Annotated in this window: 21 protein-coding genes; 9 read left to right on the top strand and 12 right to left on the bottom strand. The window is 68.9% G+C overall.

The annotated features are described in order from the left end of the window. Positions 1-90: 90 nt before the first annotated feature. Positions 91-1362: a sensor histidine kinase gene (locus DXZ73_RS15150; protein WP_116211522.1), complete on the top strand. Its 1272-nt coding sequence runs from the start codon at positions 91-93 to the stop codon at positions 1360-1362. Beyond that, entirely contained in the window at positions 1359-2069 is a 711-nt protein-coding gene (locus DXZ73_RS15145) for a response regulator transcription factor (RefSeq protein ID WP_116211521.1), read from the top strand. Before DXZ73_RS15150 ends, DXZ73_RS15145 begins: the two co-directional genes overlap by 4 nt. A 104-nt stretch (positions 2070-2173) precedes the next feature. Here the strand turns inward: DXZ73_RS15145 and DXZ73_RS15140 are convergent, their stop codons facing one another. Together DXZ73_RS15140 and DXZ73_RS15135 are read right to left on the bottom strand one after the other, a co-directional pair. After that, positions 2174-2602, bottom strand: a complete 429-nt coding sequence (locus tag DXZ73_RS15140; protein WP_116211520.1) for an organic hydroperoxide resistance protein — start codon at positions 2600-2602, stop codon at positions 2174-2176. Positions 2603-2632: 30 nt separating this feature from the next. After that, positions 2633-3652: an NADP-dependent oxidoreductase gene (locus DXZ73_RS15135; RefSeq protein ID WP_116211519.1), complete on the bottom strand. Its 1020-nt coding sequence runs from the start codon at positions 3650-3652 to the stop codon at positions 2633-2635. A gap of 88 nt (positions 3653-3740) precedes the next feature. On the opposite strand from DXZ73_RS15135, the gene DXZ73_RS15130 reads away from it, so the two are divergent. Beyond that, positions 3741-4175: a MarR family winged helix-turn-helix transcriptional regulator gene (locus DXZ73_RS15130; protein WP_116211518.1), complete on the top strand. Its 435-nt coding sequence runs from the start codon at positions 3741-3743 to the stop codon at positions 4173-4175. A gap of 13 nt (positions 4176-4188) precedes the next feature. On the opposite strand, the gene DXZ73_RS15125 is transcribed toward DXZ73_RS15130, so the two are convergent. Both DXZ73_RS15125 and DXZ73_RS15120 read right to left on the bottom strand, forming a co-directional pair. Further along, positions 4189-4704, bottom strand: coding sequence for an isochorismatase family protein (locus tag DXZ73_RS15125; RefSeq protein WP_116211517.1), 516 nt, complete (start codon positions 4702-4704; stop codon positions 4189-4191). A gap of 132 nt (positions 4705-4836) precedes the next feature. Further along, the gene (locus DXZ73_RS15120; RefSeq protein ID WP_116211516.1) at positions 4837-5310 is read right to left on the bottom strand and encodes a carboxymuconolactone decarboxylase family protein; all 474 of its coding nucleotides are present in this window, start codon (positions 5308-5310) and stop codon (positions 4837-4839) included. 146 nt (positions 5311-5456) lie between these two features. Here DXZ73_RS15120 and sigJ point away from each other — a divergent pair, with 146 nt between their 5' ends. Together sigJ and DXZ73_RS15110 are read left to right on the top strand one after the other, a co-directional pair. Beyond that, positions 5457-6425 (top strand): RNA polymerase sigma factor SigJ, encoded by a 969-nt coding sequence (gene sigJ / locus DXZ73_RS15115; protein ID WP_116211515.1) that lies wholly within the window; start codon positions 5457-5459, stop codon positions 6423-6425. An 87-nt stretch (positions 6426-6512) separates the two neighbouring features. Further along, positions 6513-7064, top strand: a complete 552-nt coding sequence (locus tag DXZ73_RS15110; protein WP_240351353.1) for a DUF6879 family protein — start codon at positions 6513-6515, stop codon at positions 7062-7064. Between the two features lie 85 nt (positions 7065-7149). On the opposite strand, the gene DXZ73_RS15105 is transcribed toward DXZ73_RS15110, so the two are convergent. Beyond that, positions 7150-7647: an RICIN domain-containing protein gene (locus DXZ73_RS15105; protein WP_116211514.1), complete on the bottom strand. Its 498-nt coding sequence runs from the start codon at positions 7645-7647 to the stop codon at positions 7150-7152. 252 nt (positions 7648-7899) lie between these two features. Between DXZ73_RS15105 and DXZ73_RS15100 the strand changes: the two genes are divergently transcribed. Then, positions 7900-8355, top strand: a complete 456-nt coding sequence (locus DXZ73_RS15100; protein ID WP_162890175.1) for a hypothetical protein — start codon at positions 7900-7902, stop codon at positions 8353-8355. A 94-nt stretch (positions 8356-8449) separates the two neighbouring features. Next, positions 8450-8815: a hypothetical protein gene (locus DXZ73_RS15095; RefSeq protein ID WP_240351352.1), complete on the top strand. Its 366-nt coding sequence runs from the start codon at positions 8450-8452 to the stop codon at positions 8813-8815. A gap of 248 nt (positions 8816-9063) precedes the next feature. On the opposite strand, the gene DXZ73_RS15090 is transcribed toward DXZ73_RS15095, so the two are convergent. The 5 genes from DXZ73_RS15090 to DXZ73_RS15075 form a co-directional block, all read right to left on the bottom strand. Further along, entirely contained in the window at positions 9064-9249 is a 186-nt protein-coding gene (locus DXZ73_RS15090) for a hypothetical protein (protein ID WP_116211512.1), read from the bottom strand. Then, on the bottom strand, positions 9246-9392 hold the full coding sequence (locus DXZ73_RS38120) for a hypothetical protein (RefSeq protein ID WP_162890174.1): 147 nt from the start codon (positions 9390-9392) through the stop codon (positions 9246-9248). The genes DXZ73_RS15090 and DXZ73_RS38120 overlap by 4 nt, the downstream gene beginning before the upstream one ends. Positions 9393-9686: 294 nt before the next feature. Continuing rightward, positions 9687-10535, bottom strand: a complete 849-nt coding sequence (locus DXZ73_RS15085) for a helix-turn-helix domain-containing protein (protein WP_116211511.1) — start codon at positions 10533-10535, stop codon at positions 9687-9689. A 3-nt stretch (positions 10536-10538) separates the two neighbouring features. After that, positions 10539-11045 carry a DUF6879 family protein gene (locus DXZ73_RS15080; protein WP_116211510.1) on the bottom strand — a complete coding sequence of 169 codons (507 nt, stop codon included), beginning with the start codon at positions 11043-11045 and terminating at the stop codon, positions 10539-10541. Then, positions 11029-11292 carry a hypothetical protein gene (locus DXZ73_RS15075; RefSeq protein ID WP_116211509.1) on the bottom strand — a complete coding sequence of 88 codons (264 nt, stop codon included), beginning with the start codon at positions 11290-11292 and terminating at the stop codon, positions 11029-11031. Before DXZ73_RS15075 ends, DXZ73_RS15080 begins: the two co-directional genes overlap by 17 nt. Positions 11293-11794: 502 nt before the next feature. Here DXZ73_RS15075 and DXZ73_RS15070 point away from each other — a divergent pair. Then, positions 11795-12250 carry a hypothetical protein gene (locus DXZ73_RS15070; protein ID WP_116211508.1) on the top strand — a complete coding sequence of 152 codons (456 nt, stop codon included), beginning with the start codon at positions 11795-11797 and terminating at the stop codon, positions 12248-12250. A gap of 153 nt (positions 12251-12403) precedes the next feature. Here the strand turns inward: DXZ73_RS15070 and DXZ73_RS15065 are convergent, their stop codons facing one another. After that, entirely contained in the window at positions 12404-12595 is a 192-nt protein-coding gene (locus DXZ73_RS15065; protein WP_116211507.1) for a hypothetical protein, read from the bottom strand. A gap of 11 nt (positions 12596-12606) precedes the next feature. Beyond that, positions 12607-13458, bottom strand: a complete 852-nt coding sequence (locus tag DXZ73_RS15060) for a helix-turn-helix domain-containing protein (protein ID WP_116211506.1) — start codon at positions 13456-13458, stop codon at positions 12607-12609. 196 nt (positions 13459-13654) lie between these two features. Here DXZ73_RS15060 and DXZ73_RS15055 point away from each other — a divergent pair, with 196 nt between their 5' ends. Then, positions 13655-14158 carry an ATP-binding protein gene (locus tag DXZ73_RS15055; RefSeq protein WP_116211505.1) on the top strand — a complete coding sequence of 168 codons (504 nt, stop codon included), beginning with the start codon at positions 13655-13657 and terminating at the stop codon, positions 14156-14158. The last annotated feature ends 38 nt before the right edge of the window (positions 14159-14196 follow it).

Raw genomic sequence — 14196 nt, 5'->3', positions numbered from 1 at the left:
GCCCGTGCGCACATCGCGGGAAGGCGGGAGAAAACGCTCCCCCGATCGGGGGAGGTCGCCGGTGAGGTGTCCGGACATACTGGCCTGATCATGTTCAGAGGAATCCGGCCGCTGCTGCGCGGCTCCACGTATTCGGGTGCGCTGTTCGCCTATTGCGGCGCGCTGGCGAGCCTTCCGCTGCTGCCTTTCGCGATGCTCCCGGCGCTGGCGTGGCCATCCGCTCCGGTGGGGGTGCGGTACGTGCTGACCCTGCTGATATGGGCCGTACTGATCGGCGTGATCGGGCTGGCCCGCACCACGCGGCGGGTGCTGATCGCGTGCGCCCGGCGGATGCTCGGGGTGTCGTTGCCGGACCCTGTGGGCGGGCGCCGGCGTACGGGCCGGCCCGGTGACGGGCCGGCCTCTCCCGCACCGGTGGGCGCCGATCGTCTGCGGACTCCCCTGTGGCTGCTGCTGCACGTGGCACTGGGCTGGGCGGGGGCGCAGGTGGGCATCGCGCTGTTCATCGCGGGCCTGCTGCTCCCGGGAGGCTGGGCCGGCGCCGAGGTGGGGCTGAGCGTGAACGGCTGGACGGTGCGGCCGGAGAGCGGCCGGCCGAGCTGGGTGGCCGCGCTCGGCTGCGTGCTGCTGGCGGCGACCCTGTGCGTGGCGGTGACGAGCGCGCTGCGATGGCTGGCACCGCGGCTGTTGGGGCCGTCGTCGGCCGAGCGGCTCGCGCTGGCGGCCGAGCGGGAGCTGCGGCTGGCCGAACGCAACAGGCTGGCCCACGAGTTGCACGACTCGATCGGGCACACGCTGACCGCGACCACGATCCAGGCGGCGGTGGCGGGCGAGGTGCTCTCCGCCGACCCGTCGGCGGCGCGGGCCGCCCTGCGCAGCATCGAGGAGTCGGCCCGGTCCGCGCTGGAGGACCTGGACTACGTGCTGGGCGTGCTGCGCGAGGAGAAGGCGGAGACGGCGCCGACCCGGACCCTGGCCGACCTGCCCGAGCTGCTGGACCGGCTTCGGCACGCGGGCGCGGTGGTGGAGCCGGAGCTGTCGGGCGAGTTGGCGCAGGTCCAGGGGACGCTCTCCCGGGCGGCGTACCGGATCCTGCAGGAGGGGCTGACGAACGCGTTGCGGCACGGGGCGGGCGGTCCGATCGAGGTCCGGGTGGCGGCCGGGCCGGACGGACTGGAGCTCAGTGTGGTCAACCGGACCGGGGTCACGGGCGCGGGCACGGGTGCCTTCCCGACGTCCGGGCACGGCCTGCCCGGGCTGGCCGAGCGTGTGCGGCTGCTGCACGGTGAGATCGAGGCCGGGCCGCACGGGCCGCGGCACTGGCGGTTGGCGGTCCGGCTGCCAGTACGGTTGTCGGCATGACCGGCTCCGACGCGGGCGAACCTTCCGCCGACGTCCCCGCCAACGCCCCCGTCACACTCCTGATCGCGGACGACGACGAGGTGACCCGCAGCGGTCTGCGCATGCTGCTCGCGGCACAGCCGGGGATCGCGGTGGTCGGGGAGGCCGCCGACGGCGTCGAGGCGGTCGAGCAGGCGCGGCGGCTGCGGCCGGACGTGGTCCTGATGGATGTGCGGATGCCGCGCCGCAACGGGATCGAGGCCACCCGGCAACTCCTCGCCGAAGCCGAGGCGTCCGGACCGCCGAAGGTCGTGGTGATCACCACCTTCGAGAACGACGGCTACGTCACCGCCGCGCTCGGCGCGGGGGCCGGCGGGTTCGTGCTCAAGCGCCATCCGGTCCGGCAGATCGCGGAGGCGGTGCGGGTGGCGGCGGCCGGGGAGGCGATCCTCTTCCCGGCGGCACTGCGCCGGATGGTCGCCGCCCGCCCGCTGGACTCCGCCGAGGCGTTGCCGAAGGCGGCGCTGACGGGGCGGGAGGAGGAGGTGCTGCGGTCGATGGCCACCGGCCTGTCCAACCCGGAGATCGCGGAGTCGCTCACGGTGAGCCTGGAGACGGTGAAGACGCACGTCGGGAACGTGCTGACCAAGCTCGGCGCGCAGAACCGCACCCACGCGGTGGTGATCGCGTACGAGTCCGGCCTGGTGGTGCCGGGGTTCACGGGCTGAGGCGGCCCGGGCCGACCCATAAGACATGCGACTGAGACACGCCCGAGCCCCGGCCTTCGTGGCCGGGGCTCGTTCATGCGGCGGGAATGCCGTCGCGGCGGTGGTCAGACCACCGTCAGGGTGACCTCGATGTTGCCGCGGGTCGCGTTGGAGTACGGGCAGACCTGGTGGGCCTTCTCGATCAGGTCGCGGGCGCGCGCCTCGTCCACGTTCGGGATGGTCGCGGAGATGGCGACCTTGATGCCGAAGCCGCCGTCGGGGGTCTTGCCGAGGCCGACCTCGGCGGTGACGGTGGAGCCGGAGATGTCGGCCTTCTCCTGGCGGGCGACGACGCCGAGCGCGCCCTGGAAGCAGGCGCTGTAGCCGGCGGCGAAGAGCTGCTCGGGGTTGGTGCCGGCGCCGCTGCCGCCCAGTTCCTTCGGGGGGTTGACGACGACGTCGAGCTTGCCGTCGTCGCTGGCGACGCGGCCGTCACGGCCGTTCTCGGCGGTGGCGACGGCGGTGTAGAGGACCTCTACGGGCTGAACGGGCATGGCAGTTCCTTAAAGGGAGTGGGGGGAGGCTCAGGCGTCGAGGGTGACGATCATCTTGCCGGTGTTCTCGCCGCGCAGCATGCCGAGGAACGCGTCGACGTTGTGCTCGATGCCGTGGACGACCGTCTCGCGGTACTTGAGCTCGCCGGAGCGGATCCAGGCGCCGACCTCCTGGACGAACTGCGGCTGGAGGTCGCGGTGGTCGGCGACGAGCATGCCCTGCATGCGCAGCCGCTTGCCGATGACCGACGTGAGGTTGCGCGGGGCGGGGGTCGGCTCGGTGGCGTTGTACTGCGCGATCATGCCGCAGACGGTGATCCGGCCGTGCAGCTTCAGGGAGTCGATGGCCGCTTCGAGGTGCTCGCCGCCGACGTTGTCGAAGTAGACGTCGATGCCGTCGGGGGCGGCCGCCCGGAGCTGCTCGGCGACGGGGCCGTTCTTGTAGTTGAAGGCGGCGTCGAAGCCGTACTCCTCGGTCAGGAGCTTGACCTTCTCGTCCGTACCGGCGCTGCCGATGACGCGCGAGGCGCCCTTGAGCCTGGCGATCTGGCCGACCTCGCTGCCGACCGCGCCCGCCGCGCCGGAGACGAAGACGGCGTCGCCCTCCTTGAAGGAGGCGACCTCGATCAGGCCGGCGTAGGCGGTCAGGCCCGGCATGCCGAGCACACCGAGGTAGGTGGAGAGCGGGGCGACCTGCGGGTCGACCTTGACGGCCTGCTTGGCGTCGACCACCGCGTACTCGCGCCAGCCGAGGCCGTGCAGGACGTGGTCGCCGGGTGCGAAGGCGTCGGAGCCGGAGGCGATGACCTCACCGACGGCGCCGCCGTCCATGGGGCGGTCGAGCCCGTACGGCGGGAGGTAGGACTTGACGTCGTTCATCCGGCCGCGCATGTACGGGTCGACGGAGAGGTGGATGTTGCGCACCAGGATCTGGCCCTCGCCGGGCTCTGCGATCTCCGTCTCGCGCAGTGCGAAGTCCTCGGGCTTCGGCCAGCCGTGGGGGCGGGCGACGAGATGCCATTCACGACCGGTGGCGGGGGATGCGGACATGGAAGGCGGCCTCCTAATGTTTCAGCAACTGAAACAACCATGCTCCTCGATATTTCATGTTGTCAAGCAACGGAGTACGCTGGATCTCATGGTCCACCGAACCGACGCACTGACCCGCGAAGTGGTCGATCTCATCGCGACCGTCGTGGCGCGCTACCACGAGGAGTACGAGGAGGCGGCCGCCCGGCACTCCCTCACCGGAGCCCAGGCGAAGGTGCTGGCCCTGCTCGCCCGCGAGCCGCAGCCCATGCGGCGGATCGCCCAGCAGCTGCGCTGCGAGCCGTCCAACGTGACCGGGATCGTGGACCGCCTGGAGTCCCGCGGGCTGGCCGAGCGCCGCCCGGACCCCGACGACCGGCGCGTCAAGCTCGCCGCCGCCACGGCGGAGGGCACGGCCACGGCCGAGCGGCTCCGCGAGTCGCTGGACTTCGCGCGCGAGCCGCTGGCGGGCCTGTCGGCACAGGAGCGCACGGTGCTGCGCGACCTCCTCCGCCGGATGCTGGGCGACGACGCGGCCGGCTGAGGCCGCCCCGGTCTCAGCCCGCCACCCTCAGCTCCGACGCGGTGACCACCGTGCCCAGCCGCGGCATGTCCAAGGTCACCGACGCCCGGTGCTCCTCCGCCGTCAGGGCGCTCATCGCGTCCTCGACGAAGACCAGCTCGTAGCCGTGATCGGCGGCGGACCTGGCCGTCGACTCCACCCCGAGGTTGGTGGCGATCCCGGCGAGCACGACCGTGCGCACGCCGAGCTCGCGCAGCCGGGCGTCCAGGCCGGTGCCGTGGAAGGCGCCGACGGTCCGCTTGACGACCTCGATGTCACCGGGCTCCGCGACCCCCGGGAGCAGCGCGCTCCCGGGCGGCTGCTCCGCCGTGCCCGGCCGCTCCACCCGCACGACGACGACCGGCGCCCCCGCCGCCCGGAACCGCCGCGCGAGCGCGCCCGCCGTCCGGGCCACCTCGTCACCGCCGCGCGGCGCGAGCGGCAGCGCCACGAGGCGCTCCATCAGGTCGACGAGGACGAGTGCGCTGCGCCGCGGGTCGATTTCCGTCATGACCGGACCGTAGCGTCCGGCCCCGAGCCGCGGGCGGCGTACGGGTCGCCGCCGGGCTGACGGCAGGTGAAGCTTGCGTGACGGGCGGCACCACGGGCCGGCTCCCGGACAAGGACCTGACCTGGTCCCCGGTCAGAAGTGCCGGCCGGGCCGGTAGTCGCCGGCGGGCTGCCGGATCATGACGTTCCCGCGGTTGAAGGCGTTGATGAGGGAGATGACGCACACCAGGGCCGCGAGCTGCTCCTCGTCGTAGTGCTCGGCGGCGTTCGCCCAGGCCTCGTCCGTGACCCCGCCCGCGGCGTCGGCGATGCGGGTGCCCTGCTCCGCCAGCTCCAGGGCGGCGCGCTCGGCGTCGGTGAACACCGTGGCCTCCCGCCAGACCGCGACCAGGTGGAGGCGTGTCGCGGTCTCCCCGGCGTGCGCGGCCTCCTTGGTGTGCATGTCGACGCAGCCCGCGCAGCCGTTGATCTGGCTGGCGCGCAGCTTCACCAGTTCCTGGGTCGCGAACGGCAACGTCGATTCCGCGAGCACCGTGTTCGCCGCGATGATGTGCTTCCAGAACTTGGTCGCGACCGGGCTGGTGAAGGGGTTCAGTCGGGCTTCCATCGTGCGCTCCTTGGTCGTTGTGCGCTGGTGCCCTCTAAGACAGGGCACCCCGGCAGGCTGTGACAGGAGCGGATGTGACGTGCGTCTCTGGACGCTGTGTGGATCTTCGGGTGAGGTGGCGGTGTGCGGGCCGGGGGAGGGGTTTCATGTCGGGATCAGTGGGTGCGGCGGACGCGGTCGGGTACCGGCCGCTGCTGTTCTCCATCGCCTACGGGATGACGGGATCCGTGGGCGACGCCGAGGACATCGTCCAGGACGCGTTCCTCGGCCTGACCCGGGCGCACCGGGCGGGGACCACGATCACCGACCTGAAGGCGTACCTGACCACGGCGGTGACCCGGCTGGGGATCAACCACCTGGGCTCGGCGCGGGTACGGCGCGAGACCTACGTGGGCGAGTGGCTGCCCGAGCCGGTCGTCGTGTCCGCCGACCGTACGGGACCGGCCGAACACGCCGAGCTGGCCGACTCACTGTCGATGGCGTTCCTCGTGCTCCTGGAGACCCTCACCCCGGTGGAGCGCGCGGTGTTCATGCTGCGCGAGGCCTTCGGATACGGCTACCCGGACGTGGCGAGAACCGTCGGCAAGTCCGAGGCCAACTGCCGGCAGATCTTCGCCCGCGCCAGAAAACGCCTCGCCCCCGTCGGGCGACCTGCCGACAGCACACCGCCTCCGGCGCGGCGCGCGGAGGGCGAGGAGCTCGCCCGCAGATTCTTCCAGGCCGCCGGGGGCGGCGACCTGGACGCACTGCTCGGCATGCTCGCACCCGACGTGGTGTTCCACGGCGACGGCGGCGGCAAGGCCCGGGCGATCGGGAAGTCCCTGACTGATCCACGGCGCGTCGCCCAACTGCTCCTCGGCGGCTTCCGCCGGATCCGGACGCTCGGCGTCTCCCCCCGCCCGGCCCGGATCAACGGCCGCCCGGGCGCCGTGATGTACGACGCCGAGGGGCGTGTGGCCAGCGTGCTCGAACTCGACATCGTCGAGGGCGCGATCCGGGCGATCCGCTCGGTGTCCAACCCTGAGAAGCTCGGCCATATCGGACCGGTGTCGGATGTGGCGGCACGCACGCGACCGGACGGAGGGCGGAAAATCAGCCTCACGCCCGGCGCCTGAGCCGTCGACGACGAGGTGGCCGGCCTGGGCACCTGTGAATCGGCACGACCGGTCAATCGCACCCGAGGTCGTTGGTCGAACACGGGAATGTCGCTGTTCCGGCATGGACAGTGGGCGAGCTTCATCCTTAGCGTCGTTGTAGGACGGCCCGTCCGAGGCCGGACGCCAAGGGAGTTGGGCGCATGGCGCTTACGCGGCTCACGGGTAGCGGATGAGGAAGAGGAAATCCGGGAATTCCTCGCCGGAGCTCGGATCGACCCTCACGCCTACTCCGACGATTACACGGACGACCTGAAGCGGCTCCGCAGTGAGGGGAAGGTCAAGGGCCGGGTCCACATCGTGACCCGGCCATTGTCGGACTACCTTCGGTACGAGTTCATGTACTACGAGCCTCACGTCCTGGCAGGCGAAGACATTCGCATCCTGGACGTGACCGACCGGGAGAACCCGCTCCCCGACGTCCAGGACTTCTGGATGTTCGACCGGTCAACGGTCGTGCTCATGAACTATGAGCCGGATGGAACACAGGTCAACCGAGAGGTGTTCGAAGGCGACCCGGAGCCGTTCCGGGAAGCGCAGCGAGTCGCCCTGGCCGAGTCGGTGCCGTTCTCGGAGTACGTGAAGAAGCTTGACCTTTGATCCGGAACGGCCAGGGACTGTCTGGTGGGTCGCGTGACCGCACCGACGACGGGGTGCCGCCCGGTCAGCGGTCAGGTCCGGGCCGTCACCTGTTCCTGGCGGACCACCGCTGGTAGCCGCCGTCATTGCACCCGGCGGTGACCAGCCGGCCGTCCGGTCCCGCATCCAGGCACTGGTCGGCGCGCTTGGCTATCATCGAGAACTGGTTCCACAGCTTCGCGCCGATGCCGCCGCTTCTGCGGTCACGCCACCAGACCGACTCGTAGCCCGCGTCGCAGGGCCACGCCCCGACGGTGTCGTCGTTGTTGGAGTTCATGCCCAGGCAGGTGTTTCCCTGGCCGTTGTACACGTATTGGACGTAGTCGTTGCCGAGTTCCTTCTCGTAGAAGGAGTTCGCGAGGCCGTTGTTACAGGACCCGGCGTACATACCACCGTTGTTGAAGGTGAGGCAGTGGCCGGTCGCCAGCTGCTGGACGTACACGTCGGGGCGGTCGGCGTGCGCCGTGCCCGACAGGGCAAAGGTGAGTGCGGATCCCGCCGCGACCGTGGCGAGGAGTCGGGACTTGCTCGTGGCGAACCTCATGCTGATGACGCCGTCCCTTCCGGAAGTCGGTGAACCGGCTGTGCGGATGGGCCGAATCAGCCCATCCGGACCGAGGCGAGAGCACAGTAGCGCGTGGGGTGCTCAAGGGGCCAGGGAGCGGGAGAGGCGTCCGTGGCAATGCCGTACTCGCCGTCAGCGCGCGACAGCAGAAGAGGCAAGTCGCCGTCTTCACCACGGATGTGACCGGTCTCGGCGGTGTGGCGAACGCCCGACACAGGGAAGGGGAGAACCATGCCAGGTGTATGCGAACAGCCCGTTGGTGAGGACAGCCCGACCTCGGTGAAGGAGGCGGTCGGGTACGGCGCGCTCAACGTGCTGCTGTTCCTGATGCTTTCCTATCCGGGCGCGTCCTTCATACGGGAGCTCCTGGGGTGGCACGGCGTGGCGATCTCGCCCCTCCTCGCCGCTCTCGTCGTGTGGCCGGTCTCGGTCCTCGTCGTCTACACCGAGCCCCGGGCTCAAACCCGGCCGTGGTGGCAGCGGATCGAGAAGGCGTGGCGGTGGGCGGGCGCGGTGCTCTACATCTGCCCGCCCCTGGTTCTGGCGCTCACATTCCCCTTGGCGGTGGGTCGCGGTCTGCCGTCCGGAATCCCCACGCTGACCTCCCTCTCGCCACCGATCGCTCTGGTGGTCTTCTTCATCCTGCGCAGGCGATGGCGCGCTCGCCGAAATTTGCGATCCGGGTAGCCTTGCCCGTGTGAGAGACGTACGTGCGAACGGCCCCACGGGATTCCGGTAGCCCGTCAGGAAATACCTGGCGGTGGCTACCGACGGAGTATCCGTGGCACGCACCGCTCATCACCTTCGCCTTTCACTCGGCAACAGCGCTCCGCCCGGCCGTGCTTGGCGTTCAGTAATCCTCTTCGACCTCCGCTACAGCTCGCGCAGCGTCGCCGAGGCCGTGCGCGACTCCCGGAGGGTCCGGCCGCAGGTCGTGCGGCGCGTGGTGGACGTCTATTGCTTTCCCCGGCACAACCGTGACCGTTCCGTGGCGCGCTGGTCCGCGACGGAGGAACGCCGCGCCCGGCAGCGGCTCCGCCGCCAGGCAGGGATCGCCCGACGGCTGGTGAACGCCGACACCGGCGCCGCCGACGACATCGACGTACTCCCGGCGAACCACCGGCACGGATCGCTCTGGCTCGCGTAGCTCCGGCGGCGCGGTAACGAGGTCAGAGCGGGTGGTCGGCCTTAGAGGCTGCCGGTACGGCTGCCCTTAGTGCATCATCTCGCAACGCAGCAAAACAGCATCTGGCCAGCTGCCCTGACCAGTGCGTGGGGGATCGCCGGCCGGGGCACGGAACGGCTCTTGATCTGGGGTCTCGGGTGCCAATACGCGAGAACCCCACCCGCACGCCTCGGGGGAGGAGCGCACGGGTGGGGCCACGGTGGGATGGGTCAGACGAGGCTGATCCCGGCCTGAGCCTTGATGGTGTCCACGGCTTCATCGGTGAGCCATCGCAGAGGGACGACGGTCCAGCGGCGGCCCTTGCGCATGATCACGGCTTGGCCGTCCTTGGTGGTCTCGCACCGCATGAAGCCCTGTTCCCTCAGGTCCTGAATCAGGTCCTCGCCACGCTTCATTTGCCTTCCCGGTCCTTGTCGTCAGCCATCCCGCTGTGAACGTCGCCGTTCTGAGAGACGCGGGTGTCCGGGTCGGTCGCCTGATCCTGGTTGGCCTGCGGGTCCCAGGGCTCCCCGGCGTTCTCGAACTCTTTCCTACCCATTCCGGGGGTACTCCTTCCTGTCCAACGCGTGCACAGGGACGGCCCCTGTGCCGTCATGCGGCGGTGCAGCCCTGCTAGGCGTTGTGGCCGGACCCGCGCTCGGGCGCGCTCCGTTTCGCCGACTCCGCGTAGATCAGGGCGTCGATCAGCTTCTTGGCCGTCGGCAACGACACCGTTCCCAGGTACACGGACGGTTCGTCACTGAGGGGGCTGATTCGATTTCCGTGGTCATGAGGAGACGTTAGGGACTGTGGAACGTCGGCAGATATCCGATTCCACGGAATTGCACGCCAATCAGCGGAGCCTGCTCATAGCCGCCGTGATCAGCCCACGGGCTTTGGCCCCGTAGACCGCCATGTCGGCCAGCATGGCGAACGTGTCCGCGTATGCCTTCACCTCGCTGGGCTGCGTCAGCGTCAGGTACCCGGAGACAAGCTCTACGTTGACCTGTGCCGCGTCGTAGATCCAGAAGCCCTCTACGGGCATACGCGCGCGCCCCACCCGCGCCGGGATCACACCAACGCTGACGTTGGGCAGTGCGCCGACAGAGACCAGATGTTCGAGCTGTTCAGCCTGCGTGTCGGCGTCGCCCAGGCCGTTACGCAACACGGACTCTTCGACCAGGAACGCGAAGAGCCGTTGCCCCTCGTGAAGGACGCGTTGGCGGTCCATGCGCACGGCCACGGCATCGGCCACATCATCGATGGCAACCCGTCTTCGCTGGACGGCGCGCAGAACGTCTTCCGTGTACCCGGACGTCTGGACCAGGCCGGGCACGAAGTTCGGCGAGTAGGCGCGGAAACGAGAGGTGCGCTCGTACAGCGGAAGAACGGACTCCTGGGCGCGTCGCAGCCCTGTGCGCTCCATGCGGTGCCACTGCACCCACATTCCCTCGACAGCACGCAGAGAGGCGATCAGGTCGTCCGTCTGGTCCTCGCGACCGCAAGCCTGACACCACACCCGAATGTCGTCGGCGGACGGGGTGGTCTTCGCTGTCGAGATCCGAGACACCTTGGAAGGGTGCCAACCGCACGCCGCTGCAAGCTGTTTGCCCTCCATCCCGGCGTCCCGGCACAGCTCGCGAAGACGATCCGCAAGAGCCTGCCGGGCCGCTTGGACGTTGGACGATGACGAAGCTGCCATGACTCAGACGGGCCGATACCCCTCATGCGGAGTAGCCCGCTCCCACACGGCCTCGAACGCGTCGGCGCACAGCTTCACCACGCCGGGGTCATCAAAGGGTTCCGGACCAGCGGAGGAACCCTCACCCGTGAAGTGATTGAACTTCCCGTGCGCACCGTCGAACACCCAGAAGTCGTTACCGGGCAGGGCAATGTCAGAGGCGCGACGGCGGGGCAGCCAGCGCACCTGTTCGCCACCAGCGAGGTTCACCGGGCCGGTCACGTCGTACTCGAACCGGCAATAGTCCGACAGCGGTTCGCTCACGATACGAGCACGGCGTACCACCACCCCTCGTGCTGTCGCCTGCTTCATCAGCTCAGTCCACGCCTGGTACTTGGCCACCGCTTCGGCGGTCCGCCCTTGCTGCCAGGCGATGAACCCCGGATCGTCCCGAATGTAGCTGTCCCTCATCTCCAGGTGGACAGCGCTCCGGGTGACGCCGGACCACTCGTCCTCAAGTGTTGCGGGCACTGCTCTCCTCGCTGTCCGGCTGGGGGATGTACTGCAACATGACCTTGGGCAGACGGATGATCGTCTCGTGGTCAGGAACGTCCGTCCCGTGACCGGGGATGGAGCCGATCTCCTGGCACGCCTTCACTTCCGCCTCAGTGGCTTTGTAGGACTGGATCAGCAGATCCCCGCTGTCCTCGTCCAGCCATACCGTCGGAGACTCGTTGCCGGGCGTGTTCGGGACGATCCCCAGGAAACGCAACCTCATGCCCACTCCCTGTGCCGATCCGATTGCGCTCGATTGCACGACCATCGCTCCTACGGCCGAGCAGCGCAAGAGGACGTATGCGCCTACGGGCTGAAGGGGGCCAACTCCGTTGCGATGCATGGCCTGCACCCGGCCGGCTGGGACCTTGGCCCAAACGACGAAAGGGCCCCGATCTCTCCGCCGGGAACGGCCGGGGCCAGGACGGGGCGGCTACCGCGACGGCGGGCGATCGCTCTGGTGGTTTTCTTCATCCTGCGCAGACGGTGGCGCGATCACCGATTTTCCCGCTGACACCCGCGGACGCACGCGATGAAAGGTTGCTGGCCGATTCATCGAGTCACATACTCCTCGAAGGGCACTGACTCGGCGATCGCGATGCGTTGATACTCCTGGAACGGTTCGGGGGTGCCGTCATGCATTTCCCGGCTGTAGGCGACCGGGCCCCGCTACGGTTGGGCTGCCGACCGTGCCGACCCGGGGCAGCGTCACGAAGAAGAGGAAGATGGGGAACTTGCAGCGCGAACAAGAGCTCGACGTCATGGTGACCTATAACAACTTCTGCATTCAGGAGTCTTACGATACGCGGGTCCCCATTCCGTATCCGGATGGGGCTGAAGGCGGTGTCTTCCTCAAGGCGTTCCCGATGCGGCTCGACTTGGGCAGTGCCGGCCACACTCACAGGGCATCTGTGAAGGTAGAGGTCTGGGACGCGGAAGCGGAGCTGAAACCTCAAGCGTGGGATGAGGTGGCCGAGGCGACGCTCGAATCGGTCAGCGGCGAGCTCGCGGTCTGGAGTATGGAGCGCGCCCCGGACGTCATCACCTTGGGTGAGCCTGGCCTCTGGCGGGTGCGTGTCGCAGCGACTGGCCGTGATGAGGTTCTTCGCCAAACCACTGACGTTGGGCCCGTCCATGGCGTGGAGCGCTGGCTGTTCCAGTTCTGGCCAGCCGAGTCCTGACCTTGGTACGCCCCGCGCTCGGGGTGTGAATGAGCCCCCACCTCGGCTGAAGTGGGGGCTTGTGCAGCATCGGTTCGGGGTTAGGGTGCCCACCCACCGCGAGCCGGGCACCCTCGATGGGCACTTTAGTGGGGTGCGCGATCTTGGTACGGCCTACAGCAGGTGATCGGCCTTGCCGGCCTTGATGTCGCGGATGAGCGTGCGGAGCGCTTCGCGGGTGTCTGTGAGGTAGTGGTCCTCGGCGCCGTTGATGGCGATGTACGCGTTGCCGACGCCGTCGATACCTATTCGGAAGCAGTTGTTTCCGTCTCCGCAGAACGGCTCTTCCCAGGCTATGTGGTCCATCGTTACCTTCATCAGAGATCGTGAGTGACGGTGCGAATGAAGTCACGTGATCGCACGGGGTCCAGAGCGGCGTGCTCCATCCAGTCCAGGTGTACGCGATATCGCGCGAGCTGTGAATCCGCGTGCAGGAAGGACGGGCCACCCGCCAAATCGAGCTGTACGGCATCAAGTTGTGGTACGGGACCCTCGGCGTACAGCATCGCGTGTCCCGCGCCGGGGAACGCTCCCGTTTCGACGGGCAGCACGTGGAGCGCGACGTTTTCCCGCTCGGACATGAGCAGCAGGTGGTTCAGCTGGTCGCGGGTGACCTTGCGGCCTCCGAACTGCATCCGTAGCGCCGCCTCGTGGACGTACCCCAAGTAGTCCAGCGACTTGTCTCCTTCCAGGACTTGCTGTCGTTGCATCCGGTGTGCCACGCGGAGCTCGACCTCCAGTCTTGGCATCGGTGGGAGAACTGCCCCGAAGATCGACCGGGCGTACTCCTCGGTCTGGAGCAGCCCGGGGAGGTGTGTCACCTGTGAGGTGCGCACTCGGGTCGCGTGCCACTCCAGCTCCGCGATGTCCAGGAGCCCCGGGGGCAAGGTGCCCCGAAAGTCCTCCCACCAACCACGGTGGCGCTCTGTGGCCATGACTTCCAGCGCGCTGAGGTATTCCTCGTCGGTGCATGCGTAGTTGCAGGCAAGCGTGCGAAGACGATCAGGTGCGATCACGCGCACGCCGGACTCGATGTTGGAGATCTTGGTGCGGTCGATACCGAGCAGTCTGGCGGCGTAGTCCGTCGAAGCTCCGGCAGCCGTACGCATCTTGCGCAGTTCGGCGCCCAGCCGCTTCTGTCGTTCGGTCGGCATGGTCCTGGGTGGCATGCACTCTTCCTACAGCGTCCGAGTGGGGTGCCGTACACATGCGGCCGCTCTTCACTCTATAGAGGCAATGCCCACCGAGAAGGTGGTACTCGTGTCACGTTGCTCGCTAGCTTCGGTAGCGCACCACTGGCGCACGGCATTCAGCCGGAAGCGCGCGCTGCCCAACACCCAAACACCCCACCCCCGGAGCCGCCGCATGCCCATCGGCCTCTGCCCCCTCATCCTCCAGCCCGCCCCCAAGGCGGCGCACCCCCCACTGCCACACGAAAAGCTCGCGTACAGCTTCACCGTCCCCGGTGAGCCCGAAGCCGTCGGGATCGCGCGCGACAACGCCCGTACGTCACTGCGAGCCCACGGGCTCAAGGACATCGAGGTTCCCGCGCTGCAGATCGTCGGTGAACTCACCGCCGCCGCAGCGCACTTCGCCCCGAGTCAGTCCCTCTACATCTCGCTCCGTTGGCGCGACGACAGCCTCCGTACCATCGTCTGGGACCCCCACCCCCGCACGCACCACGACCCCGACGACACCAAGACCTGTGTGTCCCACCGCACGCGACTGCTGCTGCTCCTCGGCTGTGTCGTGCGCGAGTGCGAGGGGACGTGGGGGCTCTCGGAGCCGGGGGAGACCAGTGAGGGTACGCGTGTGTGGGCCGACATCCCGCGCGCCGGGGCCGCTTCCTACGCGCAGCGGCTCTGCTGAGGCGTCGCGCCCGCCCCGCCGGGACGGGCGCGTACGGC

The organism is Streptoverticillium olivoreticuli subsp. olivoreticuli (genome assembly GCF_003391135.1).
Lineage (GTDB): Bacteria > Actinomycetota > Actinomycetes > Streptomycetales > Streptomycetaceae > Streptomyces > Streptomyces blastmyceticus.
The sequence above is the reverse complement of the archived record's forward strand: the minus strand, read 5'-3'. Positions and strand labels throughout refer to the sequence as shown.

Coding starts and splice junctions, on each gene's coding strand:
- DXZ73_RS15150 (WP_116211522.1), top strand. CDS start 91: ATGTTCAGAGGAATCCGGCCGCTGCTGCGCGGCTCCACGTATTCGGGT.
- DXZ73_RS15145 (WP_116211521.1), top strand. CDS start 1,359: ATGACCGGCTCCGACGCGGGCGAACCTTCCGCCGACGTCCCCGCCAAC.
- DXZ73_RS15140 (WP_116211520.1), bottom strand. CDS start 2,602: ATGCCCGTTCAGCCCGTAGAGGTCCTCTACACCGCCGTCGCCACCGCC.
- DXZ73_RS15135 (WP_116211519.1), bottom strand. CDS start 3,652: ATGTCCGCATCCCCCGCCACCGGTCGTGAATGGCATCTCGTCGCCCGC.
- DXZ73_RS15130 (WP_116211518.1), top strand. CDS start 3,741: ATGGTCCACCGAACCGACGCACTGACCCGCGAAGTGGTCGATCTCATC.
- DXZ73_RS15125 (WP_116211517.1), bottom strand. CDS start 4,704: ATGACGGAAATCGACCCGCGGCGCAGCGCACTCGTCCTCGTCGACCTG.
- DXZ73_RS15120 (WP_116211516.1), bottom strand. CDS start 5,310: ATGGAAGCCCGACTGAACCCCTTCACCAGCCCGGTCGCGACCAAGTTC.
- sigJ (WP_116211515.1), top strand. CDS start 5,457: ATGTCGGGATCAGTGGGTGCGGCGGACGCGGTCGGGTACCGGCCGCTG.
- DXZ73_RS15110 (WP_240351353.1), top strand. CDS start 6,513: ATGTCGCTGTTCCGGCATGGACAGTGGGCGAGCTTCATCCTTAGCGTC.
- DXZ73_RS15105 (WP_116211514.1), bottom strand. CDS start 7,647: ATGAGGTTCGCCACGAGCAAGTCCCGACTCCTCGCCACGGTCGCGGCG.
- DXZ73_RS15100 (WP_162890175.1), top strand. CDS start 7,900: ATGCCAGGTGTATGCGAACAGCCCGTTGGTGAGGACAGCCCGACCTCG.
- DXZ73_RS15090 (WP_116211512.1), bottom strand. CDS start 9,249: ATGAAGCGTGGCGAGGACCTGATTCAGGACCTGAGGGAACAGGGCTTC.
- DXZ73_RS38120 (WP_162890174.1), bottom strand. CDS start 9,392: ATGGGTAGGAAAGAGTTCGAGAACGCCGGGGAGCCCTGGGACCCGCAG.
- DXZ73_RS15085 (WP_116211511.1), bottom strand. CDS start 10,535: ATGGCAGCTTCGTCATCGTCCAACGTCCAAGCGGCCCGGCAGGCTCTT.
- DXZ73_RS15075 (WP_116211509.1), bottom strand. CDS start 11,292: ATGAGGTTGCGTTTCCTGGGGATCGTCCCGAACACGCCCGGCAACGAG.
- DXZ73_RS15070 (WP_116211508.1), top strand. CDS start 11,795: ATGGGGAACTTGCAGCGCGAACAAGAGCTCGACGTCATGGTGACCTAT.
- DXZ73_RS15065 (WP_116211507.1), bottom strand. CDS start 12,595: ATGGACCACATAGCCTGGGAAGAGCCGTTCTGCGGAGACGGAAACAAC.
- DXZ73_RS15060 (WP_116211506.1), bottom strand. CDS start 13,458: ATGCCACCCAGGACCATGCCGACCGAACGACAGAAGCGGCTGGGCGCC.
- DXZ73_RS15055 (WP_116211505.1), top strand. CDS start 13,655: ATGCCCATCGGCCTCTGCCCCCTCATCCTCCAGCCCGCCCCCAAGGCG.